This window comes from Pseudomonas cavernicola (genome assembly GCF_003596405.1).
GTDB classification, from domain to species: Bacteria; Pseudomonadota; Gammaproteobacteria; order Pseudomonadales; family Pseudomonadaceae; genus Aquipseudomonas; species Aquipseudomonas cavernicola.
Genome location: NZ_QYUR01000008.1, coordinates 283,365 through 308,261, shown reverse-complemented (window position 1 = coordinate 308,261; position 24,897 = coordinate 283,365). Strand labels below are relative to the sequence as shown.

Sequence of the window (24,897 nt, the reverse complement as noted above, 5' to 3'; positions counted from 1 at the left end):
GCAACTGTGCGCCGACAATACTTTAATATCGCATGGTGGCTTCTCCTTCGAATCGTGGCGGCAAGGCGCCGACCTTTAGATTACGATCATCATTTTTGATTATATGTCGATTGTAATTTTATTTGTCAAGCAGTCTAAGACTGAAGGGAGCAAAGCGAGGTATCGCACGAATGGCCGGCTCTGGTGGCTGCTGGAGATCACGAGGCGCCGGCTACATCAACCAAGGTGCCGAGCTGGGCCGCCTCACTCGGCTTCACGCTGGCAAAGCTGTGGCGGCGGCTTCCCAGAGCTGCTGCAAGGTGGTTGTTGGCGGCCAAGGAAATAAGCGTAAATTGAAATGTCACCCGAAGGAGAAGACGTCATGAGGGGCGTACAAAGTAATTCTGGTCGGACCTGTCGGGCCAAGACCCAGAAGACGCGCTAGACCGCTAACGCGGCAACGCCGTCACAACCTGCGCCTGGCCACTAGTGAGCAGGCGAACCGCAAGATGAGTGGGCAGAGAGCGAGAAACAGAATGGCAGCCGCGTAAGTGCTCTGTCGTAAGGTCGCCGAGATTGCGGCGAATACTTTGCACAAAGGCTCCATGTCTACATCGAAGGCAAGCTGCAGCAACTCGCGAGTGGGAAACAGACGGGCTCAGCGGCTACACACCGAGATGTGGTGGACAACAAGGCACCATCCAATTGCCGTTGGCGGTAAACCGGAAGGGCAAGTCGCACGTACCGCAGGAACAGCCGGCCCGCCAGCAAGCCAGCGCAGCCACCGCAGGCAGCGCCACCGAACAACTTCGACGAAGAATTCCGTTTCTGAGCTGACCGGCAGCTTGATCCACCCGGGCGATTCGGGCGCCCTTCTCATTCCCCGGAGCATCCATGCCATTTAAACCGGCGAGGAGCCGCGGCTCGCCCGTGAACGCCGCTCGAAGCCTGAAACTGCTCAACGCGCACAGCAAACACTGGACGCGGAGTTGATGGCCGGTTCGGCGTTGTGTACCTGTAAAAGTCCGGATTAGGATGGATGGTGAAACGGAGGTGTTTAGTCGATGCCTGCCGTCTACCGGCTGGAGCCAGGGTGGCCCGCTGAGCAAAGCAGAAGCCTGCCTTGCTCAGCTTCGAGCGTCGAATGCACAAGAGGATGCCGAAGAGCCGCTCGGCGCGTGCACCCAAGGGACAAAAGAGCCACCCCCGACTTACGCTCGCAAGCGCCTCTGACCCCGCGTCACTTCAGGACTTCAGCACGCCAGAGGCCTTGGCGGTGTGCGTCGCAATGGCATCCATCAGCGGTGGCGACAGGCAATCATAAGGCTCCAGGCCGAGTGCCTTCAGCCGGGCACGCACAGCGCCCATGATGGCCGGATCCGCGCCCGACTCGATGATCGAGGAGACGAACGCGGCGAATTGCGGCGCGGACCATCCCGAATCCGAGGACAGTTCGGTGTGGATGAAGTCGAACCCGTATAAGGGGTGCCCGGTGTTCTCGATCCGGCCGTACATGTGCACGCCGCACTTCGTGCAGGCGTGCCGCTGGATGGTGGCCTTGGGATCGACCACCGCAAGCTTCTCCGCATGGTCGGTGACCGTGAGCTTGTCGCGCGGCACCACAGCAACCACGGAGAAAAGTGCACCCTTTGGCTTCCAGCACTTGGTGCAGCCGCAGGCGTGGTTGTAGGCCGATTGCGAATCGATCTTCACTCGGACCGGGTCCTGAGCGCAGCGACAGACAAGAGTACCGCCAGCGAAATCGTCTGCGCCCGCTTGGATGCCGTTGTCGACCGACGGATGAATCGAAAATGCGCTAGCCATTGCACACCTCCTTAGTAATCAAAACGAGAATAGCGCAAAACCGGGCCCCTTGTTTGAGCCCCCCAGCCGCGAAGAATTCATGAACCGCGTTGATGGCTTCGTGTTGTCTGTGCCGATCAAGAACCTGCCGGCGCGGACGTATGCTGAGGTTGGTCTAAGCAACGAGTTCGAACGACCCAACGACGGCCGCATGATCACTGGCGACCTGAGTCTGGAAAAGACCTCGCCCTGGTCGGGCAGCCTACGCACGGGCGTACAGGCCTTGGTGGCGCCGGATGTGTTTATCGACACCAGTCTCGGGTATCTCAGCTTCGGCCAGAATGGCCTGGATGTGTGGGAAGGGAGAGTCCTGCTTTCCATTGCTTTCTGAGGCGCTCATGGCATTGGCGCCAGTCATTCCTGGCGTCCACGTCAATCGGCGCCTTTCACGAAAAAGCTGAGCATGAACCTGCGGGAGGTAAAGACGCCTGGGATTATTTCCCCCCGCACCGCTCAATACCGAGGCGCTCTGATGCCCTTCCAGATAGAAGGGCCCGATTTCGGTCCAGTGAATCGCCCCGTGTTTCGTAGGCACTTGTGACCTTCGGCTTTGGGTCGGTTGCTGCTGCTCACAATAACCGCCGCAAGCTCGAGGCGGAGTGCCCTTTGGCTCGGGTGTCACCTAGCGCGAAATATGTCGTGTCTGCCAAACGATTTTTGGTTCGGCGTGAAAAGGCATTGCGCTGGGTGGGGCGGAATTGCGCATCATAGACGCAGTCAGCTCAAGGGAGACTTCTATGCGCGTCATATCATCCGTTATGCGTCTTGCCGTGTTGTCGCTGGGACTGGTGTTCGCCGCCACCGCCGTGGCGACCGAGGAGGTGCAGCTGGTCGAGTCGATCAACGCCTACCGCAGCCAGGTGCAGCGATGCGCGGGCCAGGCGTCTCAGGAGCTGCCACCGCTAGCGACCGATCCGCGTCTGGCTCTGTCCGCCAACAGTATCGGGGACCTGCAGCAGGCGCTGGCGCGTGCGACTTATCCGATGGTCAACGTGCAGGCGATCAGCTTGTCCGGGCCGCGTGATGCGCAGTCGGCCATGACGGCGCTGCAGGAGAGCTTCTGCCAGGTTGTGCTGGACCCGCAATTCGTCGATATCGGCGTGAGCCGAGAGGGGCGTGAGTGGCGCATCGTGCTGGCGCGTCCGCTGTTGGCTGGGCGTTTGGGCGATTGGCAGGCGGAGGCTCAGAAGCTACTCGAAATGATCAACACCGCCCGCACGCAACCGCGCCGGTGCGGCGCCCAATCCTTTGCCGCCACGACGCCGCTGGCTTGGAACGCCACGCTGGCGACGGCGGCCGAGACCCATACCCGGGCCATGGCCAATAACAACTTCTTCGATCACAAGGACCGCGATGGCCGCACGCCGGGCGATCGGGCTGAACTGGCAGGCTACGTCGGCCGGCAGATCGGCGAGAACATCGCCGCCGGGCACGACACCGTGCGCAAGGTGGTAGATGGCTGGCTGGCGAGCCCCGGTCACTGCGCCAACCTGATGAACCCACAGTTTCGCGAGCTGGGTGCGGCCTATGCGGTTGATCCAAAGAGTGATGCGGGGATTTACTGGACGGCTATGTTCGGTGCGCAGTGAGTGCCTGAGCGCATTTCTATACTTTCGCCGTTGAAGGGGACACGTTTGAGTTTGGCCCGCAGAAGTCACCGCTCGGCCTGCTGATCATCCACATGCTGATGTTGCTCCTGGAGCTTGCTGTAGGACGAAAATAGGGAAGTTTGCAAAGCAACCAATGAGCAAGAAATCTCGGCCTTGTTTGACCGATGGAATCGCTCGCTGCAAACCGGTGACTCACACAAAGTTGTCGCCAACTATGCCGAGCGTTCGGTCCTTCTTCCTACCGTGTCGAACAAACCGCGACTAAATGCGGCCGAAAAGGAGGACTACTTCCATCACTTCCTGGAAAACAAGCCCGTAGGCAGGATCGACTCAAGAACAATAGAGATTGGTTGTAACTCTGCGGTTGACGCTGGACTCTATACGTTCACCTTCGGCATTACGAGTGCTCAAGTCAAAGCTCGCTATACATACACCTACAAGTGGGACGGAAAGCAGTGGTTGATTACTAGTCACCACTCCTCTGCAATGCCAGAGAAGAATTGAGGCGGCGATCACTATCGGACAGCGGCGGCGATCACTCAAACAGCGCCTGATTCTTGCTCAGCCGGACAGGCCGAGTCTGCATGCCTCTACGAACCCCATGGGCAACGGCGATCTCGATTCGCTATGATCGGAGTCCATGACGCCCCCATTCCCGATCCGCCAACCCTGCCCGCCCGGAGCCTGCATCTGCGGGCTTGAGCGACTGCTGGACACTCCCGGCGCCGATCTGCGCATCGTGCGTCTGACCCGCCAGGAGGAAAGGCGCCTGCTCGACCGGCTGGAAAATATCGAGAACCTGGCCGACCTCGAGCATATGCAGCGTCGGATGTACGAGCAGCTAGGCATCCGCCTGGAAATCGCCCCGGGCCTCAACGAAGTGCGCAGCATGCGCGGCATCGGTATTCACATCGACGAACTGCCCGGACTCTGTCGCAAAACCCGCCAGTCGATCCCGGCAGCGATTCGCCGAGGGCTGGAGAAGCGACCGGAGGTTGCCTACGGGCTGCTCAATGCCCACGACCTCTTGCGCGATGCCTGAAGTGCACCCTGCCTACGATGGACTGGATCGAAACTTGAGTTGACGCTATACCGAAAAGGTTCGGACTGGACAGGGCCCACGCTATAGCGGCCCACTTACGCCGGTCGTCCGGCATTAGCTTTTCGGATTGCACGCACCCTGATGCCCCCGGCCCCGGGGATGGACCGCGCGCTCGACTAGCGACTGAGGAGAACATCGCGGTGTCGAATCAGCTTGTGATACGCAACATGACCCGCTCCGAGCTGGACGAGCTCGTCGGCTGGGCTGCACGCGAGGGTTGGAATCCCGGGCTTCACGATGCCGAGCTGTTCTGGGCTACGGACCCTGAGGCCTTCATCGCGGCGGACCTTGATGGCAAGTTGATCGGCGGCGGTGCCATTACGTCCTACAACGGCGAATTCGGCTTCATGGGTTTCTTCATCGTTCGGCCCGAATATCGCGGACGGGGTCTCGGCAATGCCCTCTGGCACGCCCGCCGCGAGCGACTCCTCGCCCGTCTGCGCCCAGGTGCGAGCATCGGCATGGACGGCGTCTTCGCGATGCAGGACTACTACGCCAAGGGTGGCTTTGTCTTCTCCCATCGCAACATGCGTTTTCGTGCCGAGATCCCCGAACGTCCGGCAACCTCACTGGTTGACGGCCAAGACATCGTCCCGCTGGCTACCTTTCCGTTCGATCAGGTTCTCGATTACGACCGCACCTGCTTCCCAGCCTCGCGCCCGACCTTCCTGAGAGGGTGGATAGCCCAACCCGATGCGCTCGCCCTGGGTTGCCGGCGCGAAGGAAGGCTGAGCGGATTTGGCGTGGTGCGACGCTGCAGGGAAGGCTGCAAGATCGGCCCCTTGTTCACCGATGACGCCCTGGCGGCCAATGCCCTCTACTCGCACCTGGCAGGCTTCGCCGCGGGTGGCCCGCTGTTCCTCGACGCCCCGGAGAACAACTCCGCCGCGATGGAACTCGTGCACCAGCATGGGATGATCGAGGTCTTCGGCTGCGCGCGCATGTATCTCGGCCCTCCTCCGGCTCTCGCGCACGAACGTGTCTTCGGCGTCACGACCTTCGAGCTGGGCTGATGTCCCCGCGCGATCTTGTCGGTTACGGCGGTTGCCCACCCCATCCGCGATGGCCGGGTGAGGCTCGCGTCGCGGTTCAGTTCGTGCTCAACATCGAGGAGGGCGCGGAGTCGTGCATCCTCAATGGCGATGCCCAGTCAGAGGCCTATCTCCACGAGCTGCCGGGCCGCCCGCCTCGCACGGGAGAACGGGATTTGAGCGTCGAGGGCATGTATGAATACGGATCGCGCGCAGGCGTGTGGCGCATCCTGGAGCTGTTCAGCGCCCGTGCCCTGCCCCTGACCGCCTTCGCCGTCGGCCGGGCACTGGAACTCAACCCGCAGATCGGCCATGCGCTCGGCGCTGCCGGACACGAGGTTGCCGGGCATGGTTACCGTTGGCTGGACTATCGCGACATCCCTGAAGATGAAGAGCGGCGCCATATCCGCCTTACCCTCAACGTGATCGAGCGGATCTGCGGCAAGCGCCCCATAGGTTGGTACACGGGGCGGGTCAGTCAGAACACCCGCCGCCTGTTGCGGGAGGACGGCGGGCTCCTCTACAGCTCAGACGCCTACAACGATGACCTGCCCTATTGGCTCCCAGGTTCGCCCGCACACCTGGTGATCCCGTACACGCTGGTCAACAACGACGCCCGCTATCTGCTGCCGAACGGTTTCTCTTCCGGGGAGGACTTCTTCCGGCTGCTCAAGGATGCTTTCGACCTGCTGTGGCAGGAGGGCGCGCAACGTCCGAAGATGATGAGCGTCGGCTTGCATGGCCGGATCAGCGGTCATCCCGCCCGCGCGATGGCGCTGGCGCGCTTTCTCGATTACGTGCAAGGCCACGGCTCGGCGTGGATCTGCCGGCGGGAAGAGATTGCCAGGCACTGGATAGCCGAATTCCCCGCCTAGGGGCGCCTCGATGACCACATCGCGTTGCCCTTTTCCCTTGCGATCTTAGTCAGCGAGCACGGGTGAGCTCCCTGACTGCCTTCGCTGCCGATTGCATCCTTGCCTGACGCGAGACCAACGCTCTCGTGCTGTCGGCTCTGGGTGACCAAGTCACCGCCGCCCTCAAGACCGGGCCTGCGATGCAAGTTCGAGTCGCGAAGCAGCCTCAGGACCCGAAAGCATCTCAACCGGATAGAGTCGACTCTCTTTGTGCAGTTGATACAGCATCGCTTCGCGAGCGTCCGCCTTTTGCAAGCCGGAAAGTCGGCAGCGGGTTGATTGCGATCAATCAAGACTGGCAGCTCCGGACCCGAAGCTGCCGGAGGCTATTGGCAGCTTCGGGCCAGGAGCGGCCTGTCAGAGGCAGAGTACGAAATGTTCTTGAGCTCTGCCCTGCGGATCAAATCGCATTGGTATATAACGTCGTTATCACCTCATCGCGCCGCTACCAGCCCCGATTTAGGCACGGAGCAGAATGTGGCAAGGAAAGTTATCCACCAAACCCGTAAAGGCGTTATGACAGCATTTGGTGTCTATCTATAATTCGACCTCACTAGGAGGAGAAATGCGTATCGGGGGTTGGAGCCGTCTGTGGGTTGTCATCACGGTACTCTACGGAGTCGTTGTGGCTTTTGTTGCGTACGATGAACGCCCCACCCTCGAGCAACTTCAATACAACTGGGTGCGCGATGCATCCGACATTATGGCGGAGGCAATCTCTCGCACCGAGAAAGTGGAACTGTCAGGCCTCAAGCTCCGAGAGATGGTGTTTGCCGAAAAGACTGACGCCGAGGCGATCACCACACTCGAAGAGATCGCAACGTCGCCAACCGAGAACCAGAGGCTGTTCTCATCCAAGGTCGCGAAGGTCAATGAAAAGCACCGCCAGATCGTTTCACAGTTGGGAGCCGTTCGCGGCATGCATGTCCTTCTGTCGCTCGCATGGTGGCTGGGCCCATCGCTCATGTTGCTCGCGCTCGGGTGGTCGGCGGGTTGGGTATTCAGGGGCTTCCGTGGAAAGTCGGTCTAACCCTTCGTCGCAGCGGACCGACTTCGGCGGCCGCTGAACTCAAACGTTAGCCATTCAATCCATCCGTTGTGGGTCATCAACCGAGGAGCATCTCACATGGCTTCTATCCGCAAAGAGATCCTGATCGAGGACAGCCCGGAGCATGTCTGGGCGGCGGTTCGCGATGTCGGCGCAATACATGTGCGCCTTGTGCCTGGCTTCGTGGTCGACTGTCGCCTGGAAGGAGATTCCAGAATCGTCACATTTGCCAATGGGATGGTAGTGCGCGAGCTGATCGTGGACATCAACGACGACGCTCGCCGGCTCGTGTGGGCAGCGGTTGGAGGACGGTTCACCCACCACAACGCGTCGCTGCAAGTGTTCGCAGAGGGTGCGAGTCATAGTCGGCTCGTCTGGATCGCCGACTTGCTGCCTAATGACATGGCAGGAGCCATCGAAGCAATGATTCAGCAAGGAACAATTGCCATGAAGCATACGCTTGAGCGCAATGCCACAAATGGCTAGCTCTTCGTTGCAGCGGACTGCCTCCGGCGTCCGCTGAACTCAAACGTTAGCCTCGTTTACCATCACTTCAGGAGGCATGCTTGGAGCCAATCGAACCCTTTTTCCGGGACTCCGGCACCGGCCCTGGGGTCGTGTGCTTTCACTCCAACGCGAGCAGTTCGGTGCAGTGGCGAGGGCTCCTGGAACTCTTGGCACCGCGGTTCCGTGTGCTTGCTCCCGATTCATTTGGCGCAGGTAAGAGTCCTGCATGGCCGTCCGATCGGATCATCACCCTCAGCGATGAGGTCGCGCTCGTAGAGTCAGTTCTCGCCAGAGCGGGCGCACCTCTCACGTTGGTTGGCCATTCGTATGGCGCCGCAGTAGCGCTGATCGCAGCGTTGCTGAACCCCAGCCGGGTGCGCGCCATCGCCTTGTATGAGCCAACGCTGTTTGCGCTCCTTGACGCCGAAGTGCCACCGCCAAATGAGGCGGACGGAATCCGCGAGGTAGTGGCGGACGCCGGGCTTGCCCTCGATGCAAATAACCAAGACGCCGCCGCCGAGCGGTTCATTGACTATTGGATGGGCTCTGGAACGTGGAAGCGGACCCCGGAACAACGCAAGCAACCCATCGCAGTGGCGGTGGCAAATGTGCGTGGCTGGGCTCACGCACTGTTTGCCGAGCCAACGCCCTTACACGCCTTTCGTTCGCTCGACGTTCCAGTGCTCTACATGGTGGGCAAGAACTCGCCGTCGTCATCACTTGGGGTGGCGAGGCTGCTGGCCGGTGCACTCCCTAAAGTCGAGCTTGTAGAGTTTGAGGGCCTTGGCCACATGGGCCCCGTTACGCATCCGGACGTCGTCAATGAGGTCATTGCACGATTCGTCGAACGGGGCTAACCCTTCGCTCAAGCCGGCAGCCACCGGCAAGTCAGTGTCTGGGGGAGCAAAGGGGGCGCCCATTAGCCGGTCCTACGTCAAGATCCAAAGCAACCCCGCCCTGCTTTTTAACAGCAGGGTGTTTCCCTCGCTAAACCTGATCGGTTGAACCGATCGAACCCGTTTCCTCGTTTTTGGCTACGACCGAGTCGCGCCAGTCACCCATATGGATCAAGCCGTAGTGATGCCTCCAGTACCGCCCTGGCGGTAACCCGCCCCAGAGAAACGTTGGTGCCGCCAATGTGTCCAAAACGTGTCACAGAACCGTGGCTCGCGTAAAAAATCACACGTCCAGTCTCTACGGGCTCACTTGGCAGACGACCCGGTTACAACACACTCAGGTGGTGACAGCAGACCTCCACTCAGATTTCTTGGTTCTCGCCCAGTCCCCTGCTGGCTGATCTGCAATCACCATAATCGCCTCGCAGGCGAAATAGCGCTTGGCATCGAAAGGCTGTTTCTGCTTCAGAATGTGGTAACTCGCACGACCCAGTTTGTGGGCCAGCGTCTTAGTCGCTACCACGTTGTTGGTTTTGGCTTTCTTCTTTTCGAAAGAGCGTTTGGCATCGTCACTGCAGCGCCGGACAAAGTTGGCCGCTTCGATAAAGGCCCAGACCAAATAGGCATTGCCATTTTTGGTGTTGCCTTCACCTTTTTTCTTGCCATTGGAGTAATGGGCGCTAACCACGCATCGAGCGTAAGAAGCGAAGTTGCCGACATCGGCAAAGCGTTCAACGTCTCCCGTCTCCAGCATGATCACGGTAGCCAGCACCTCACCAATCCCCGGCATCGATTTCAATAGGGAAAACTCCGGCCGCAAATGGGCACCGTGAAGCAACCGAACCTCCAGACAACCAATCTGAACGTTAAGCGTCTCGATGACTGCCACATTGGCTTTCATCGCCAGAGCGACATCGGGTGGCAGGCCCAGCCTGTCGACCGATGTCGCTGACAGGCCTTTGACTGCGTTGCTGTTGAGTCGACTGCCTAACTGACGGGCCATAATGTTCTCGACCGCCAGGACGTGTTGGGTACGGCTACGCACGAGTTGAATCCGTTTGCGAGCCAAGTCACTAGCGCTCGCTCTTGCGGCGGATGAATGTAACCCGTCGGCAAGATCCCCAGCCGCAGCAAATGTGCCAGAAAAGCCGCATCATCCTTTTGCTTTAGCAATGGCGCCTGGCTCAGCCAATTCCGTCGATCGCCGCTTGATCCAGGCCTGCGCCGTGGCCTTGCGGTCGAACGTCTGGCTTTCCTGATAGACTGTTACGCCCTGCTGCATGATCCTGATTTGCGCGGTATACCGCGCAGACCCGTCCTTGCGCTTGCGGATAGTAATAGAGCCCATGATTTTGCTACACGACTGATTCAGTTTGCTTGTAGCAACGCACTATCAGAAACAAGCAAAAATAAGCGGAAACAGTAGCAAATGAGCAAAGCAGAAAACCTCACAAATCAAGCCAATAAGCCCGTCGCATCAAGGCTAGAGCCAAGTAGGAGGTTTTCTGTTGCGCCGATGATGGACTGGACCGATCGGCATTGCCGGTTCTTCCTTCGCCTGCTATCGCAGCAGGCTCTGCTGTACACCGAGATGGTCACGACGGGCGCCTTGCTGCGCGGTGACCACGAGCGTTTCCTGCGCCATACCGAGGCCGAGTATCCGTTAGCCCTGCAGCTAGGCGGCAGTGTGCCAGCCGAGTTGGCGGCGTGTGCGCGGATGGCTGAGGAAGCGGGCTATGACGAAGTCAATTTGAACGTCGGTTGCCCGAGCGACCGAGTGCAAAACAATATGATCGGCGCTTGCTTGATGGCCCATCCCGCGTTGGTAGCTGATTGCGTGAAAGCCATGCGCGATGCGGTCTCGATCCCTGTAACGGTCAAGCACCGGATTGGCATCGACGGCCGTGATAGCTACGCCGAACTCTGTGACTTCGTCGGTCAGGTGCGTGAGGCGGGCTGCCGGAGTTTTACCGTGCATGCCCGAATTGCCATCCTCGCGGGCCTGTCACCGAAGGAAAACCGCGAGGTTCCGCCGCTGCGCTATGAGGTGGCGGCGCAGCTCAAGCAGGACTTCTCGGATCTGGAGATCATCCTCAACGGCGGCATCAAAAGCCTGGAGGAATGCCAGGAGCATCTGCGGACGTTCGATGGGGTGATGCTCGGCCGCGAGGCTTATCACAACCCCTACCTGCTGGCCGACGTCGATCAGCGACTGTTCGGCAGTACGGCCCCGGTCGTCAGCCGGGCTGGCGCGCTAGAGCTGCTGCGCCCGTATATCGAACAGCATCTGGCCGAGGGTGGCGCCATGCACCATATCACCCGGCATGTGTTGGGTTTGGGTCAGGGTTTTCCGGGAGCGCGACGTTACCGGCAATTGCTGTCCGTCGATATTCATAAAGCTGCCAATCCACTGGCACTGCTTGACCAAGCGGCCGATTTGCTCAGAGGCCGCTAGACAACAGCGAGCGAAGCAGAACGTAGCCACTCGCGCACTTCGCGTGGGGGCAATGTCCGTCCAACGCTTGAATGCCGCAAAGCGCCCTGCCAAATGGATGGGCGCTGGCGTCTTCTACAGCCTTACCCCGCCAACCGCTGGGGTTTATTCAGCGACTTGTAACACCACCCGTCCACGCTTCGGGCAGCCTTCCATGTAGTGGTGGGCTTCGACGAACTCCGTGAAGGGGAACACCCGCTCAATCCGTGGCAGTAACACGCGATCACGGGTCAGTTGGTTCAATGCACTCAGGGCTCGCTCCAGTGCCACCTGATCCTGGGGAATGCCCAGCTCCGGCTTACCGGTGAAATTACCCAGGCAGTGGACGAAGAACTGGATGTTCTTTTGGAACGCCGCACAGGCCGGGAATGGCGTTTGGTTACCACCCTGCAGACCGTACAACACCAGCCGCCCACGCGGCGCCAGCACATCGCCGAGCAGGCACATCTGCGGGCCACCCAGGCCGTCCAGAACCACGTCAACGCCACGCCCATCGGTGTACTTGCTGACTTCCGTCACCAGGTCTTGCTCTTCGGTGACTATGACTTTCTCGGCGCCGAGGGCCAGTAATTGTTCACGATCACCTGCATCTTTGGTCGCCGCGATGATCCGCGCGCCCAGCGCCTTGCCCAACTGTAGAAAGGCCGGTCCCGAACAGTGCGCAGCATCCGTCACCAGCACGGTTTGCCCTGATTGAATGCGGGCCAGATCGACATAAGCGAAATAGGCAATCAGCAGCGGCGTGTAATGCCCGCTGGCTTCAATCGGAGTCAACAATTCCGGATAGCGGGTCAATGAGCTGCGCGGCAACACCACCTCATCGCCATAGCCCGGATACTGATTGGGGCTGTGCGCCGGGAAGCTGGCCACTTTGTCACCCACGGCCAGGTCTTCCACACCCTCGCCCACCGCCAGCACCACGCCGGCCAATTCATGCCCCAGCCCAGCCGGCAAATGCGCCTGCGACGGAGCCAGATTCTGCCGCCACAGCACGTCGTACCAGCTGACGCTGATAGCCTCGACACGCAGCAACACCTCACCCGCCGCGGGTTGGGCGGTTGGTTTTTCTTCCAGCTTGAGCACTTCAGCCGGGCCGAACTGATGGAAACGAATCACGCGGGACATCTCTCACCTCGCATATGGATCCCTATGGCCATGGACTTTATCGGGGCTTTGCCAGCAAAACCACCCGCTATCAGTGATAGTCGACATAAATACCAATGATGCGGTGTCTTGACGCCAGGGGCGTAGCCCTTCAGCCTCATGCACGAGGGATTTCGAGAGCCGCCGAATGAATCGTAATGACTTGCGTCGCGTTGACCTGAATCTGCTGATCGTCTTCGAGACACTCATGCACGAGCGTAGTGTGACGCGTGCGGCGGAAAAACTGTTCCTCGGCCAGCCGGCGATCAGTGCCGCCCTGGCGCGTTTGCGCAGCCTGTTCGACGACCCGCTGTTCGTTCGCACCGGCCGGAGCATGGAGCCGACCGCCCGCGCGCAGGAAATCTTCGGCCTCCTCTCACCAGCGCTGGACTCGATCTCCACTGCCGTCAGCCGCGCCTCGGAGTTCGACCCGGCCACCAGCACCGCGGTGTTTCGCATTGGTCTGTCTGACGATGTCGAGTTCGGCCTGCTGCCACCGCTGCTCCGCCGTGTACGCGCCGAGGCCCCCGGCGTGGTGTTGGTGGTACGCCGCGCCAACTACCTGTTGATGCCGAACTTGCTGGCCTCCGGGGAGATTTCCGTGGGCGTCAGCTACACCGACGAACTCCCGGCCAATGCCAAACGCAAGACCTTGCGTCGCAGCAAGCCCAAGCTGCTGCGCGCCGACTCCGCGCCCGGGAGGCTCAGCCTCGACGACTATTGCGCCCGTCCGCATGCCCTGGTGTCCTTCGCCGGCGACCTGAATGGTTTTATCGATGATGAACTGGCGAAGATCGGCCGCAAGCGCAAGGTGGTGCTGGCCGTGCCGCAATTCAATGGCCTAGGGACTCTGCTCGCCGGCACCGATCTGGTGTCCATAGTTCCGGATTACACCGCCGCGGCCCTGACCGCCGCCGGCGGGGTGCGCGCCGAAGACTTACCCATGGAAATCCCCACTTTCGAGTTATCCATGGCCTGGCGCGGCGCGCAGGACAACGATCCGGCCGAACGCTGGCTGCGCTCACGCATCCAGATGTTCATTGGCGATCCGGATAGCCTGCTCTAGAGCCGTCCGCGCACTTAATCATCATTCCCGCTAATAATCATCTTCGCCTCGTTCGATTCGTCGTCCCGCCTGCCCCACAGCACACTCCGCCCATCCAAAAAACCGATTGGCGGAGACAAACATGGGACAGTCATTCAAGGCCTTGCGCGTGCCCCTGGCGGCACTTGCCCTCGTAGCCATCAGCGCGTGCGGCAAAGCCCCAGAAGCGACCAGTGCGCTCCCCGCCGCCAAAGTCAGCGTGGCCCAGGTCCTGCAACAACCGATCAATGAGTGGGACGAGCTCACCGGCCGCCTCGAAGCGCCGGAAGCTGTGGACATCCGCCCACGCGTGTCCGGCTATATCGACAAGGTGGCCTTCAGCGAAGGTTCGCTGGTGAAGAAAGGCGACCTGCTGTTCCAGATCGATCCGCGCCCTTTCGAAGCTGAAGTACGCGGCCTCGAGGCTCAGCTGCAACAAGTACGGGCTAACCTTGGGCGCACCGAGAACGAAGCCCGCCGCGGCGAACGACTACGCGCCAGCAACGCGATCTCCGCCGAACTGGCCGATGCCCGTGCCAGTGCCGCCCTCGAGGCTCGCGCCGGCGTCGCCGCGATTCAGGCGAAGCTGGAAAACGCCCGGCTGAATCTCAGCTTCACCCGGATCATCGCGCCTATCGATGGGCGCGTGAGCCGCGCCGAAATCACCGTCGGCAACCTGGTCAACGCCGGGCAGACCCTGCTCACCAGCCTGGTCTCGACCGATAAGGTCTATGCCTACTTCGATGCCGATGAGCGGGTCTTCCTCAAGTACAACGACCTCGCCCGCCAGGGCCAGCGCGGCCAGACCAGCCCGGTCTACCTTGGCCTGAGCGATGAAGACGGCCACCCGCACCTCGGGCAGATGGACTTCGTCGACAATCAGGTCAACCCGAAAACCGGCACCATCCGCGCTCGCGCCGTCTTCGACAACAGCGATGGCCGCTTCACCCCGGGGCTCTACGCCCGCCTGAAGCTGGTCGGCAGCGCGACCTATGCCGCCGTGCTGATCAACGATGAAGCCGTGGGCACCGACCTGGGCAAGAAGTTCGTGCTGGTCCTGGGTGCGGACAACACCGTCAGTTATCGCAATGTCGAACTGGGGCCCAAGCTCGAAGGCCTGCGCATCGTTCGCAGTGGCCTGGCCAAGGATGAACGCATCGTGGTCAAAGGCCTGCAGCGGACCCGTCCAGGCATGGCCGTGGAGCCACAGGACATTCCAATGGCCAACGAAGCGACCGTGGCCGCCCTGGCCCAACAACGCAAGGCCGTGGAAGCCGCCAACCCGCCACGGGTTGTGCAGAAGTCCGACGCCCTCTCCTCTGCTCCACGCAGCTAAGAGACGACACCGATGAATTTCTCGCAATTCTTCATCCAGCGGCCGATCTTCGCCGCCGTGCTATCGCTCCTGATCCTGATCGGCGGCGCAATCTCGCTGTTCCAGCTGCCGATCAGCGAATACCCGGAAGTCGTGCCGCCTACAGTCGTAGTGCGCGCCAACTTCCCGGGTGCCAACCCCAAGGTCATCGGCGAGACCGTTGCCGCGCCCCTGGAGCAGGCGATCACCGGTGTCGAGAACATGCTCTACATGTCCTCGCAATCCACCGCTGACGGCAAGATTACCCTGACCATCACCTTTGCCCTCGGCACCGATCTGGACAACGCCCAGGTGCAGGTGCAGAACCGGGTCACCAGGACGCAGCCCAAGCTGCCGGAAGAAGTCACCCGGATCGGGATCACCGTGGACAAGGCTTCGCCCGACCTGACCATGGTTGTGCACTTGACCTCGCCGGACCAGCGCTACGACATGCTCTACCTGTCCAACTACGCCTTGCTCAATATCAAGGACGAGCTGGCGCGGCTGGGCGGAGTCGGTGATGTGCAACTGTTCGGTATGGGCGACTACTCACTGCGGGTCTGGCTCGATCCGAACAAGACCGCCTCACGCAATCTCACCGCCACGGACGTGGTCAACGCCATCCGCGAGCAGAACCGTCAAGTCGCCGCCGGCGCCCTCGGCGCACCACCCTCGCCGAGTGCCACCAGCTTCCAGCTGTCGGTCAATACCCAGGGCCGCCTGGTCAGCGAAGAAGAGTTTGAAAACGTCATCATCCGCTCCGGCGAAAATGGCGAGATCACGCGCTTGAAGGACATCGCACGGGTTGAACTGGGCTCCAGCCAATACGCCTTGCGTTCGTTGCTCAACAACCAGCCGGCGGTAGCGATTCCGATCTTCCAGCGCCCTGGCTCGAACGCCATCGAAATCTCCAATGAAGTGCGCGACAAGATGGCCGAGCTCAAGAAGAGCTTCCCCCAGGGTATGGACTTCGAGATCGTTTATGACCCGACCATTTTCGTTCGCGGCTCCATCGAAGCCGTGGTTCACACCCTGTTCGAAGCCCTGCTGCTGGTAGTCCTGGTGGTCATTCTGTTCCTGCAGACCTGGCGCGCCTCGATCATTCCGCTGGTGGCCGTACCGGTCTCGCTGATCGGCACCTTCGCGGTGATGCACCTGTTCGGCTTCTCACTCAATGCGCTGTCGCTGTTCGGCCTGGTGCTGGCCATCGGTATCGTGGTGGACGACGCCATCGTGGTGGTGGAGAACGTCGAGCGTAATATCGGCCTGGGCCTGACCCCGGTCGAGGCCACCAAACGCGCCATGCGCGAAGTGACCGGGCCGATCATCGCCACGGCGCTGGTGCTCTGTGCGGTATTCATCCCGGCAGCGTTCATTTCCGGGTTGACCGGGCAGTTCTACAAACAATTCGCCCTGACCATCGCGATTTCCACGGTGATCTCGGCCTTCAACTCCCTGACCCTGTCGCCGGCCTTAGCTGCCGTGTTGCTCAAAAGCCACGATGCGCCCAAGGATCGCTTCTCGAAATTCCTCGACACGCTGTTCGGTGGCTGGCTGTTCCGCCCCTTCAACCGCTTCTTCGACCGCGCCAGCAAGGGTTATGTCGGCACTGTTAGCCGCGTCATCCGTAGCAGCGGCATTGCCCTTCTGCTGTACGCCGGCTTGATGGTGTTGACCTATTTCGGCTTCGCCACTACACCAACCGGTTTCGTACCGCCGCAAGACAAGCAATACCTGGTGGCCTTCGCCCAGTTGCCGGATGCGGCGAGCCTTGACCGCACGGAGGCGGTGATCAAGAAAATGTCCGAGATAGCGCTGCAGCAGCCTGGCGTCGCCAACTCGGTGGCCTTTCCTGGCCTGTCGATCAACGGTTTCACCAACAGCCCCAACAGCGGCATCGTCTTCACTCCATTGAAGCCGTTCGATGAACGTACCGACCCAAGCGAGTCCGCGGGCGCCATCGCGGCGGCCTTGAATGCCAAGTTCGCCGGTATCGAAGACGCCTATATCGCGATCTTCCCGCCACCACCGGTACAAGGCCTGGGGACCATCGGCGGCTTCCGCCTGCAGATCGAAGACCGTGGCGGTCTGGGTTATGAAGAGCTGTACAAGGAAACCCAGAACATCATCGCCAAAAGCCAGAGCGTGCCGGAACTGGCCGGGTTGTTCACCAGCTATCAGGTCAACGTGCCGCAAGTCGATGCTGCCATCGACCGGGAAAAAGCCAAGACCCATGGCGTGGCGATCACTGACATCTTCGATACCCTGCAGATCTACCTGGGCTCGCTGTATGCCAACGACTTCAACCGCTTTGGCCGCACTTATCAGGTCAATGTCCAGGCCGAGCAGCAGTTCCGCCTCGAACCCGAGCAGATCGGTCAGTTGAAGGTTCGCAACAACCGTGGCGAGATGGTTCCGCTGTCGACTTTCGTCAAGGTCAGCGACACCTCGGGCCCGGACCGGGTGATGCACTATAACGGCTTTATCACTGCGGAAATCAACGGCGGTGCGGCTCCGGGCTATAGCTCGGGACAAGCGGAAAAAGCCATCGAAAAACTGCTCAAGGAAGAACTGCCCAACGGCATGACCTTCGAATGGACCGAGTTGACCTATCAGCAGATCCTTTCCGGCAATACCGCACTGTTCGTGTTCCCGCTCTGCGTACTGCTGGCCTTCCTGGTGCTGGCGGCGCAGTACGAGAGCTGGAGCCTGCCGCTGGCGGTGATCCTGATCGTGCCGATGACGCTGCTGTCGGCCATTACCGGGGTGATCGTCTCCGGTGGCGATAACAACATTTTCACCCAGATCGGCTTGATCGTACTGGTGGGGCTGGCCTGCAAGAACGCGATCCTGATCGTCGAGTTCGCCAAGGACAAGCAGGAGGAAGGTCTCAGCCCTCTGGCTGCGGTGCTGGAAGCCTGCCGCCTGCGTCTGCGGCCGATCCTGATGACCTCCTTCGCGTTCATCATGGGCGTGGTGCCGCTGGTGTTCTCCAGCGGTGCCGGTGCCGAAATGCGCCATGCCATGGGTGTTGCGGTGTTCTCCGGGATGCTCGGGGTGACCTTCTTCGGCCTGCTGCTGACGCCGGTGTTCTATGTCCTGATCCGTGCTTTCGTGGAGCGCAGAGACGCCCGCAAAGTTGCCCTGCTGGAGGCAAAAGCATGACGTTCAAAGCCTTCACCCCTGCCCTCCTGGCCCTCGCTTTGAGCGCCTGCACCGTGGGCCCTGACTACAAGACACCGGCTACCGAGCCGGCAAAAATCAGCGCCGCCGAACAAGGCGACTACGACCGCAGCAAATTCGAGGTCAGCTGGTGGCAGCAGTTCGAAGACCCTACGCTGAACCAGTTGGTGGCGCAGTCACTGCACAACAACCGTGAGTTGCGTGTCGCCTTCGCCCGCCTGAAGGCAGCGCGGGCGATCCGTGACGACGTGGCCAATGATCGCTTCCCCACGGTCACCAGCCGCGCCAGCAGCGAGCATGGCAAGGCCCAGCAACCGGGCATTACCGAGCGCCGGGTAAGCAACGATCGCTACGACCTCGGCCTGGACATGCTCTGGGAAATCGACCTGTTCGGCCGTATCCAGCGTCAGCTGGAAGCCAGCGATGCCGAGCAGGAAGTCGCCGAAGCCGAGCTCTATCAATTGCAGGTCAGTCTGATCGCCGAACTGGTGGACGCCTACGGCGAACTGCGCGGCGCGCAGCTACGTGAGCGGATCGCCCGCAGCAACCTGAAAAACCAGCAGGAATCCCGCGACCTTACCGAACGCCTGCGAGATGCCGGTGTTGGCAACGAGCTCGACGTACTACGAGCCGATGCCCGCCTGGCGGCCACCGAGGCCAGCGTGCCGCAGTTGCAGGCGCAGGAGGTGCGAGCCAAAAACCGCATCGCCACCCTGCTCGGCCAGCGTCCGGAAGAGTTGCAGGTCGACCTCGGCCCGCGCGAGCTGCCGGCCATTGCCAAAGCCCTGCCGATTGGCGACCCGGCTGAGCTGCTGCGCCGTCGGCCTGACGTGCACATCGCCGAGCGCCAACTGGCAGCCGCAACCGCGAATGTCGGCGTGGCCACCGCAGATCTGTTCCCACGGATCAACGTTGCCGGCTTCCTCGGCTTTACCGCTGGCCGCGGCTCGCAGTTGGGCTCCTCGGCGGCGCGCGCCTGGGGTGTGGCACCGACCATCAGTTGGGCGGCCTTCGACCTGGGCAGCGTGCGGGCACGTCTGCGTGGCGCCGAAGCAGACGCCGATGGCGCCCTGGCCAGTTACGAACAGCAAGTACTGTTGGCCCTGGAAGAGTCGGAAAACGCTTTCAGTGACTATGGCAAACGTCAGGAACGCCTGATCTCGCTGCTGCGCCAGAGCGAGGCCAGCCGCGCCGCGGCCGACCAGGCATCGATCCGCTACCGCGAAGGCACGGTGGACTTCCTGGTGCTGCTCGACGCCGAACGCGAACGCCTGGCCGCCGAAGACGCCCAGGCCCAAGCTGAAGTCGAGGTCTACCGTGGCATCGTCGCCATTTACAAGGCTCTGGGCGGCGGCTGGCAACCACAGGCCTGAGAACCTGTTCAATGTCTACTGCGCTTGGTGATGCTGCGTTGAAAAAAGGCTCGGACGACCGCTTGCGGGAGAACGTCCGCAGGACGGCCCGGAGGGCGAGTGAAACGAGTACTGCTCATTTACAGCTCGTAAATTCCGCGTCCTCGCCTGTTGTTGTTATGCCTTGTGACCCACATGGATGTGGGGAATGCCGCTACCCGTAGGCGACCCCATGGATGGGGGAGGTAGGAAAAATGCCGGGAGCATTTTCGAGAACGGGTGCGGCCCTGACCTGCGCTAGCGACGACCATGAACAGGTACTGAAGCAACTGATGGCAGTATGCATTCGTTGAGTGGCTTCGACAGCTCGGGTAAGGTCATAGCATACGCAACGACAAGGCTTTGCTATGACCTCCAAGCTAGATCAACTCAAGCAGTTCACTACCGTGGTCGCCGACACTGGCGACATCGACGCCATTGCCCGCCTCAAACCGGTAGACGCCACCACCAACCCCTCGCTGCTGCTCAAGGCCGCCGCTATGCCCGGCTATGCCGAGTTATTGGACAACGCGGTAGCCGGCTGTGGCGGCGATCTGGGGCTGGCCTGCGATCGTTTTGCGGTCGCTGTCGGTCAGGGAATTCTCGAGGTGATCCCGGGGCGTATCTCCACCGAAGTCGATGCACGTTTGTCATTCGACACTCAGGCAACCCTGCGCCGCGCCGAACGGCTGATTGGCCTGTATGACCAGGCCGGCATCGGCCGCGAGCGTGTGCTGATCAAGGTCGCCGCCACCTGGGAAGGTATCCGCGCGGCCGAACAACTGGAGCGCGCCGGCATCCAGACCAACCTGACCCTGCTGTTCGCCTTTGCCCAGGCCGCCGCTTGCGCCGACGCCGGCATCTTCCTGATCTCGCCCTTCGTCGGACGTATCTACGACTGGCACAAAAAAGCCGAAGGCCGCGACTTTGTCGGGGCGGATGACCCGGGTGTGCGATCTGTTACACGGATTTATAACTACTACAAAGCCAACGGCTACAGCACCGTGGTCATGGGCGCGAGCTTCCGCAATCTGGGGCAGATCGAGCAATTGGCCGGCTGCGACCGCCTGACCATCAGCCCCGAACTGCTGCAGCAACTGGCGGACGACCAGAGCCCGTTGGAACGCAAACTGGCCGTGGGCAACCCTGGCGAAGCACGCCAGGCATTTGATGAAGGCCGCTTCCGCTGGGCGCTGAATGAAGAGGCTATGGCCACCGAGAAACTGGCCGAAGGAATCCGCTTGTTCGCCCGCGACCAGGAGAAACTCGAAGCCCTGCTCGCCGCCAAACGCTAGAAAGCACAGCGCGCGAGGCCCATAAGGCATCGCGCGCTGTCATGCAGATAGCTGAGTCAGCTGCGCTCGAGCGCGTTGACCAGGTCGTGGAAAGCTTCGCGATTGGAGTCATTCAGCCCCATCAGAATACGGTGTGCTTCGAGCACTTTGGCTTTCACCACCTCTTCCGATTGATCCTGCGACGGCAAGTCAGTCAGGCTCTCAGGACAGGGAACGGGTCGATCGACAATATTGAACACCTGATCGAAGCCCATCGACTGCAGCAACCGGGTGATATCCGGGTGAGTCGTCACTACCGTCGGCAGCAGGCCAATCTTCTGCCGCGAGAGGATCGACAGCTTAGCCAGCAGACCCAGCGTCGTGCTATCGATACTGCGCGTCTCCGTCAGATCGATGACGATCGCCGAGAAATTCAGCGCAGTGAAGATTTTTTCAATCGTGGCATCCAGCGCTGAACAGAGCGTCAGGCGCACTTCACCGACAAACTTGAGAACGAAGGTGCCGTTCTGCTCGGCGAATTGAATTCTACCGGTACTCATGCAGCGGTACTCATGCAAGGTTCCTGCTTAACACCAGCAAGGCGATATCATCTGGCATATCACTTAGATTGGCCAGCCCAAGCACCTGGCGCAGGCCATCCAGGCTGCCGCCCGCCGTGCATACCAATTGCGGTAACAGTGCTTCCTTTTCTTTGAGTGTATCGCCCGGCAAAAGGTCCAAAATGCCGTCCGAGAGCAAGGTCAAACTGAATGACTCAGGCAGTTCCAATACATGGTCGGAATAGGTCGCTTCATTAAATAAGCCCACCGGCAGACCACGCCCATCGAGGTAGTGCGCCGCACCTTGGCTATACAGCACAGGCAGCGGCAGATGACCGCCAATGCTGTAAGTCAACTTACCGCTCTGCTCATCGATCACCCCACCGAGCATGGTCACGTGCTTGCCCAACTTGCAGTTGATCAGCCCGCGGTTGATATGGCCGAGCACATCCGAAGGTTTGAACTCCGGCAGCACCCCGCCGCGGCGCGACTCGTACAGCAGCCGAGTGGTCATGAATTTCAACAACACGGTGATGAACGCTGAGGAAGCGCCGTGCCCGGACACATCGGCCAGATAGAAGGCGATGCGCCGCTCATCAAGGCGGAAGTAATCGACGAAATCACCCGACAGGTACAGCGAAGGAATGATCTGATGGGCGAATTGCAGCCCGTCGACCGCCCAGGGCGTCACCGGCAGCATGTTCATCTGCACTTGCCGCCCGGCGTTCTGATCCTCCTGCAACAGATGCAGACTGGCTTGCAGCTCGCGGTTAGCCACCTCGAGCTTCTCGCGATAGCGGCGGTTTTCCAGCCGCAGGTGCGAGCGATCCAGCGCACGACGCACCGAGTGCTCAAGTACGGCGAGATCTTCTAGAGGCTTGATCAGGTAGTCGGCGGCGCCAAGGCGCAAAGCTTCGACCGCGTCGCTCATCACGCCGGCGCCGGAGACAACGATCACCGGCGTCTCGACTTCCAACGCGTTGATTCGGCGGATCAGCTCTAAGCCATCGACCTGCGGCATGCGCAGATCGCAAATCACCAGATCGGGTTTTTCCTGCTCGAAGACTTGCAGTCCCTGCAAGCCATTGCTCGCTTGCAGGACGCTGAAGCCACTGTCTTCCAAGTAGGCCGCGAGGCTCGCGCGCACTACTTCGTCGTCATCAATAATCAGCAGCGAGGCACTGGAATTGTGCATGGGGTACCAGGCAAACGGCGCCAGGGATAGTTGGCATAAGCGTCAGGCCGATAAGCCAGGACGCGTGTACTCGGAGATCACTTCAAGGCGCAGACGGTACTCCCATCCGTTCATCGATTCAAGCTTACGCCGATCGTCGTCAGGCGCCTTTACACCTTAAATAGACGAAGGTTATAAGAACCAAGGGAGAACCTATAAAACCAGAGGATCGGGTCAATGAGCCAAAGCGATCATGCTTACACCGAGAAACGCGACTATATCCGCATGCAACTGGAAGCACCCGTCACTTTGCAGCACGCCGGCCGGGACATCCCCGCGCTGTGCCTCGACCTGTCTAGCACCGGCATGCAACTGGAAGCCGAGAGCACGGTGAGCATGGGGGAGAAGGTTCGGGTGCATATCGCCTCCGAGCACAACGAACTCAAAGGCCTCGACGCCGAAGCTGAGGTGGTACGGGTTACCGCGCTGGGGAATGGTCGCCAATCCTTGGGGCTGGCAATTCTGTCGATGAAATAGCACACACCAGATATGACAAAGGCGGCCTAAGCCGCCTTTGTCATATCTGGAACTGTTAAATCTGCAACAAGCGTTAGAAATCGTCTTCGACCTGACCGTCCTTCACCTTGAACTCTCGGTTCTGCAGGAAAGCGTTACGGATAAACAGGTACTTGTCGCCGCTGATCAACTTCTCAGCCGACAGCAGGCTGGCGCGAGTATCGATCACATCCACCGCACGGGTCACGTTACGCGCTGGCACATCATTAATGTACGGATAGGGTTCGAGGAAGCTATCAGGAATCTTGCCGGCGGCATCCCGCACAGTGCTTGGCCCCAGCAGCGGCAAGACCAGATAAGGGCCACTGCCCAAGCCCCAGGCGCCAAACGTCTGACCGAAATCTTCATCGTTGCGTTGCAGGCCCATTTCATTGGCCACATCGAAGAAGCCCAGCAAACCGAAGGTGGTGTTGAATATCAGGCGACTGGTATCAACGCCAGCGTTCTGCACTTTACCTTGCAGGAGGTCGTTGGCCAGGTTGCCGACATCGCCAACGTTGTTGAACGCGTTATGTATGCCATCTTCGAGAAACTGTGGAGTCACTGCCTGATAGCCCTGCGCCAGAGGCTTCAACGCATAGGTGTCGAGGGTATCGTTGAAACGGAACATCGCGCGATTGAAGCCCTCCCACGGGTCCTCTTCAGCGGCCTGCGCCACCACTGGCAACAGCGCCAAGCTGGCACAAACAAAAAGTTGGCCTAGACGACCGACCCAGCTCGTGGCGATCAAACGCATTTGCAGTCTCTCCGTGAGAAAAGTAGTGTGGCGCCCCTGAGGCAGCCATGTAGGCGGCGCAGTATAAAGCCACAAACGCCTGTTTTGGCAGCATAGCGATGCTCCCCGCAGCGAGAAAAAACACTGAAAACTGCTCTGGGTCGAACTCAGCAGTAGTCAGTCAGAACCTGTGCAAGAGCAGCTCTCAATCCGAGTAAATAGCCTCCAGCTCGATTTCTAAGGCATCTGGACGCCAGAACTCCTGATCGAACTCCACAGCCCGCCCGTCCCGGGCGAAGCTCAAGCGCTCCAGGTAGAGCGCCGGCGAACCTGGCGCCAACTGCAAAGGCTCTGCCTGTGCGGCACTCAATGCCGTCGGGTGCATGGCCAGCTGGCAGCGCGCTGGAACCAAGTCAAAGCGTTCGCGCAACAGGTTCATCAGCGAAGTGTCCAGGTCATGCTCGAGCAATCCTGGACACCAGCTGGCATCGAGAGCGATCAGCTCAATCAGCACCGGGCGCTCGTCGACCCAGCGCCGACGCTGCAGAAAGAACACCAGATCGCTCTCGGCCACCGCCATACGCTGCGCCAGCCAGGTACCAGCGGGACGACATTCGGCGAGCAAGGTCTCCGTGCGCGGCACTCGCCCCTGGGCGGTGACGTACTCCATAAAACCGGTGGTCCGGGTCGGGTTGTAGCGAATTCGTGGCGGCGCGACGAACCAGCCGCGGCGGTTCTCGCGATACACCAGCCCTTCGACCTCCAACTGCTGCAGTGCCTCACGCAGGGTGACGCGAGTGCAAGCAAAACGTTCCGCCAACTCGCGCTCCGACGGCAGCTTATTGGTGGCGAACACGCCTTGGGCAATGTCCACGGCCAACTGGTCGCGAATGCGCAGGTATTGCGGGGACTGATTAACCGGCATAAGAAGCTCTCAAATCTTGGCACGGCGATTATATCGATAGGCGGGCGCTAGCGGTGCCCGTCACGCAGCCTTCA

General features: G+C 60.4%; 23 protein-coding genes and 1 pseudogene. 16 read left to right on the top strand and 8 right to left on the bottom strand.

The window, feature by feature from the left end; all coding sequences use genetic code 11:
• Positions 1-1,224 precede the first annotated feature (1,224 nt).
• Complete coding sequence (gfa, locus tag D3879_RS23385; protein ID WP_119956608.1) at positions 1,225-1,803, bottom strand: S-(hydroxymethyl)glutathione synthase; 579 nt, start codon at positions 1,801-1,803, stop codon at positions 1,225-1,227.
• Positions 1,804-1,882: 79 nt separating this feature from the next.
• On the opposite strand from gfa, the gene D3879_RS23380 reads away from it, so the two are divergent.
• The 9 genes from D3879_RS23380 to D3879_RS23340 all read left to right on the top strand — a co-directional run bounded on the left by D3879_RS23380 (position 1,883) and on the right by D3879_RS23340 (position 8,911).
• Positions 1,883-2,173, top strand: coding sequence for a hypothetical protein (locus D3879_RS23380; protein ID WP_119956607.1), 291 nt, complete (start codon positions 1,883-1,885; stop codon positions 2,171-2,173).
• A 406-nt stretch (positions 2,174-2,579) separates the two neighbouring features.
• The gene (locus tag D3879_RS23375; RefSeq protein WP_119956606.1) at positions 2,580-3,431 is read left to right on the top strand and encodes a CAP domain-containing protein; all 852 of its coding nucleotides are present in this window, start codon (positions 2,580-2,582) and stop codon (positions 3,429-3,431) included.
• 165 nt (positions 3,432-3,596) lie between these two features.
• Positions 3,597-3,956, top strand: coding sequence for a DUF4440 domain-containing protein (locus D3879_RS23370; protein ID WP_274381410.1), 360 nt, complete (start codon positions 3,597-3,599; stop codon positions 3,954-3,956).
• Positions 3,957-4,092: 136 nt separating this feature from the next.
• Entirely contained in the window at positions 4,093-4,494 is a 402-nt protein-coding gene (locus tag D3879_RS23365) for a hypothetical protein (RefSeq protein WP_119956605.1), read from the top strand.
• Positions 4,495-4,694: 200 nt separating this feature from the next.
• A complete protein-coding gene (locus tag D3879_RS23360; protein ID WP_119956604.1) occupies positions 4,695-5,567 on the top strand; it encodes a GNAT family N-acetyltransferase in 873 nt (290 codons plus the stop codon).
• Positions 5,567-6,460 carry an allantoinase PuuE gene (gene puuE / locus D3879_RS23355; protein WP_119956603.1) on the top strand — a complete coding sequence of 298 codons (894 nt, stop codon included), beginning with the start codon at positions 5,567-5,569 and terminating at the stop codon, positions 6,458-6,460. Before D3879_RS23360 ends, puuE begins: the two co-directional genes overlap by 1 nt.
• 604 nt (positions 6,461-7,064) lie before the next feature.
• Entirely contained in the window at positions 7,065-7,529 is a 465-nt protein-coding gene (locus D3879_RS23350; protein WP_119956602.1) for a hypothetical protein, read from the top strand.
• 96 nt (positions 7,530-7,625) lie between these two features.
• Positions 7,626-8,033, top strand: coding sequence for an SRPBCC family protein (locus D3879_RS23345; RefSeq protein ID WP_119956601.1), 408 nt, complete (start codon positions 7,626-7,628; stop codon positions 8,031-8,033).
• 80 nt (positions 8,034-8,113) lie between these two features.
• The gene (locus tag D3879_RS23340) at positions 8,114-8,911 is read left to right on the top strand and encodes an alpha/beta fold hydrolase (protein ID WP_119956600.1); all 798 of its coding nucleotides are present in this window, start codon (positions 8,114-8,116) and stop codon (positions 8,909-8,911) included.
• A gap of 376 nt (positions 8,912-9,287) precedes the next feature.
• Here D3879_RS23340 and D3879_RS23335 read toward each other — a convergent pair whose 3' ends face one another.
• Together D3879_RS23335 and D3879_RS23330 are read right to left on the bottom strand one after the other, a co-directional pair.
• The gene (locus D3879_RS23335) at positions 9,288-9,995 is read right to left on the bottom strand and encodes a transposase (RefSeq protein ID WP_238474310.1); all 708 of its coding nucleotides are present in this window, start codon (positions 9,993-9,995) and stop codon (positions 9,288-9,290) included.
• A 117-nt stretch (positions 9,996-10,112) separates the two neighbouring features.
• A pseudogene (locus tag D3879_RS23330) lies at positions 10,113-10,298 on the bottom strand (site-specific integrase); the annotation flags it as partial.
• Between the two features lie 81 nt (positions 10,299-10,379).
• On the opposite strand from D3879_RS23330, the gene dusA reads away from it, so the two are divergent.
• Positions 10,380-11,405 (top strand): tRNA dihydrouridine(20/20a) synthase DusA, encoded by a 1,026-nt coding sequence (dusA, locus tag D3879_RS23325; RefSeq protein WP_119956599.1) that lies wholly within the window; start codon positions 10,380-10,382, stop codon positions 11,403-11,405.
• Between the two features lie 144 nt (positions 11,406-11,549).
• On the opposite strand, the gene D3879_RS23320 is transcribed toward dusA, so the two are convergent.
• Positions 11,550-12,569, bottom strand: a complete 1,020-nt coding sequence (locus D3879_RS23320; RefSeq protein ID WP_119956598.1) for a zinc-dependent alcohol dehydrogenase family protein — start codon at positions 12,567-12,569, stop codon at positions 11,550-11,552.
• A gap of 166 nt (positions 12,570-12,735) precedes the next feature.
• Between D3879_RS23320 and D3879_RS23315 the strand changes: the two genes are divergently transcribed.
• The 5 genes from D3879_RS23315 (at position 12,736) to tal (ending at position 20,894) form a co-directional block, all read left to right on the top strand.
• A complete protein-coding gene (locus tag D3879_RS23315) occupies positions 12,736-13,653 on the top strand; it encodes a LysR family transcriptional regulator (RefSeq protein WP_119956597.1) in 918 nt (305 codons plus the stop codon).
• A gap of 121 nt (positions 13,654-13,774) precedes the next feature.
• Entirely contained in the window at positions 13,775-15,007 is a 1,233-nt protein-coding gene (gene mexE / locus D3879_RS23310) for a multidrug efflux RND transporter periplasmic adaptor subunit MexE (protein WP_119956596.1), read from the top strand.
• Between the two features lie 12 nt (positions 15,008-15,019).
• The gene (locus tag D3879_RS23305) at positions 15,020-18,190 is read left to right on the top strand and encodes an efflux RND transporter permease subunit (protein WP_119956595.1); all 3,171 of its coding nucleotides are present in this window, start codon (positions 15,020-15,022) and stop codon (positions 18,188-18,190) included.
• On the top strand, positions 18,187-19,581 hold the full coding sequence (locus D3879_RS23300) for an efflux transporter outer membrane subunit (protein ID WP_119956594.1): 1,395 nt from the start codon (positions 18,187-18,189) through the stop codon (positions 19,579-19,581). The genes D3879_RS23305 and D3879_RS23300 overlap by 4 nt, the downstream gene beginning before the upstream one ends.
• A 386-nt stretch (positions 19,582-19,967) precedes the next feature.
• Entirely contained in the window at positions 19,968-20,894 is a 927-nt protein-coding gene (gene tal / locus D3879_RS23295; RefSeq protein WP_119956593.1) for a transaldolase, read from the top strand.
• Positions 20,895-20,950: 56 nt separating this feature from the next.
• Here tal and rssC read toward each other — a convergent pair whose 3' ends face one another.
• The gene (gene rssC / locus D3879_RS23290; protein ID WP_119956592.1) at positions 20,951-21,433 is read right to left on the bottom strand and encodes an anti-sigma factor antagonist RssC; all 483 of its coding nucleotides are present in this window, start codon (positions 21,431-21,433) and stop codon (positions 20,951-20,953) included.
• 10 nt (positions 21,434-21,443) lie between these two features.
• Positions 21,444-22,628 carry a two-component system response regulator RssB gene (rssB, locus tag D3879_RS23285; RefSeq protein ID WP_119956591.1) on the bottom strand — a complete coding sequence of 395 codons (1,185 nt, stop codon included), beginning with the start codon at positions 22,626-22,628 and terminating at the stop codon, positions 21,444-21,446.
• 216 nt (positions 22,629-22,844) lie between these two features.
• Here rssB and D3879_RS23280 point away from each other — a divergent pair, with 216 nt between their 5' ends.
• A complete protein-coding gene (locus D3879_RS23280; RefSeq protein ID WP_119956590.1) occupies positions 22,845-23,144 on the top strand; it encodes a PilZ domain-containing protein in 300 nt (99 codons plus the stop codon).
• A 73-nt stretch (positions 23,145-23,217) separates the two neighbouring features.
• Here the strand turns inward: D3879_RS23280 and D3879_RS23275 are convergent, their stop codons facing one another.
• On the bottom strand, positions 23,218-23,919 hold the full coding sequence (locus D3879_RS23275) for an MlaA family lipoprotein (protein ID WP_119956589.1): 702 nt from the start codon (positions 23,917-23,919) through the stop codon (positions 23,218-23,220).
• A gap of 184 nt (positions 23,920-24,103) precedes the next feature.
• Positions 24,104-24,823 carry a UTRA domain-containing protein gene (locus D3879_RS23270; RefSeq protein WP_119956588.1) on the bottom strand — a complete coding sequence of 240 codons (720 nt, stop codon included), beginning with the start codon at positions 24,821-24,823 and terminating at the stop codon, positions 24,104-24,106.
• Positions 24,824-24,897 lie beyond the last annotated feature (74 nt).

What these genes read in the sequence shown, in the direction of transcription:
- gfa (WP_119956608.1), bottom strand. Translation starts at nt 1,803, where the DNA reads ATGGCTAGCGCATTTTCGATTCATCCGTCGGTCGACAACGGCATCCAA.
- D3879_RS23380 (WP_119956607.1), top strand. Translation starts at nt 1,883, where the DNA reads ATGAACCGCGTTGATGGCTTCGTGTTGTCTGTGCCGATCAAGAACCTG.
- D3879_RS23375 (WP_119956606.1), top strand. Translation starts at nt 2,580, where the DNA reads ATGCGCGTCATATCATCCGTTATGCGTCTTGCCGTGTTGTCGCTGGGA.
- D3879_RS23365 (WP_119956605.1), top strand. Translation starts at nt 4,093, where the DNA reads ATGACGCCCCCATTCCCGATCCGCCAACCCTGCCCGCCCGGAGCCTGC.
- puuE (WP_119956603.1), top strand. Translation starts at nt 5,567, where the DNA reads ATGTCCCCGCGCGATCTTGTCGGTTACGGCGGTTGCCCACCCCATCCG.
- D3879_RS23350 (WP_119956602.1), top strand. Translation starts at nt 7,065, where the DNA reads ATGCGTATCGGGGGTTGGAGCCGTCTGTGGGTTGTCATCACGGTACTC.
- D3879_RS23345 (WP_119956601.1), top strand. Translation starts at nt 7,626, where the DNA reads ATGGCTTCTATCCGCAAAGAGATCCTGATCGAGGACAGCCCGGAGCAT.
- dusA (WP_119956599.1), top strand. Translation starts at nt 10,380, where the DNA reads ATGAGCAAAGCAGAAAACCTCACAAATCAAGCCAATAAGCCCGTCGCA.
- D3879_RS23320 (WP_119956598.1), bottom strand. Translation starts at nt 12,569, where the DNA reads ATGTCCCGCGTGATTCGTTTCCATCAGTTCGGCCCGGCTGAAGTGCTC.
- D3879_RS23315 (WP_119956597.1), top strand. Translation starts at nt 12,736, where the DNA reads ATGAATCGTAATGACTTGCGTCGCGTTGACCTGAATCTGCTGATCGTC.
- mexE (WP_119956596.1), top strand. Translation starts at nt 13,775, where the DNA reads ATGGGACAGTCATTCAAGGCCTTGCGCGTGCCCCTGGCGGCACTTGCC.
- D3879_RS23305 (WP_119956595.1), top strand. Translation starts at nt 15,020, where the DNA reads ATGAATTTCTCGCAATTCTTCATCCAGCGGCCGATCTTCGCCGCCGTG.
- D3879_RS23300 (WP_119956594.1), top strand. Translation starts at nt 18,187, where the DNA reads ATGACGTTCAAAGCCTTCACCCCTGCCCTCCTGGCCCTCGCTTTGAGC.
- tal (WP_119956593.1), top strand. Translation starts at nt 19,968, where the DNA reads ATGACCTCCAAGCTAGATCAACTCAAGCAGTTCACTACCGTGGTCGCC.
- rssC (WP_119956592.1), bottom strand. Translation starts at nt 21,433, where the DNA reads ATGAGTACCGGTAGAATTCAATTCGCCGAGCAGAACGGCACCTTCGTT.
- rssB (WP_119956591.1), bottom strand. Translation starts at nt 22,628, where the DNA reads ATGCACAATTCCAGTGCCTCGCTGCTGATTATTGATGACGACGAAGTA.
- D3879_RS23280 (WP_119956590.1), top strand. Translation starts at nt 22,845, where the DNA reads ATGAGCCAAAGCGATCATGCTTACACCGAGAAACGCGACTATATCCGC.
- D3879_RS23275 (WP_119956589.1), bottom strand. Translation starts at nt 23,919, where the DNA reads ATGCGTTTGATCGCCACGAGCTGGGTCGGTCGTCTAGGCCAACTTTTT.
- D3879_RS23270 (WP_119956588.1), bottom strand. Translation starts at nt 24,823, where the DNA reads ATGCCGGTTAATCAGTCCCCGCAATACCTGCGCATTCGCGACCAGTTG.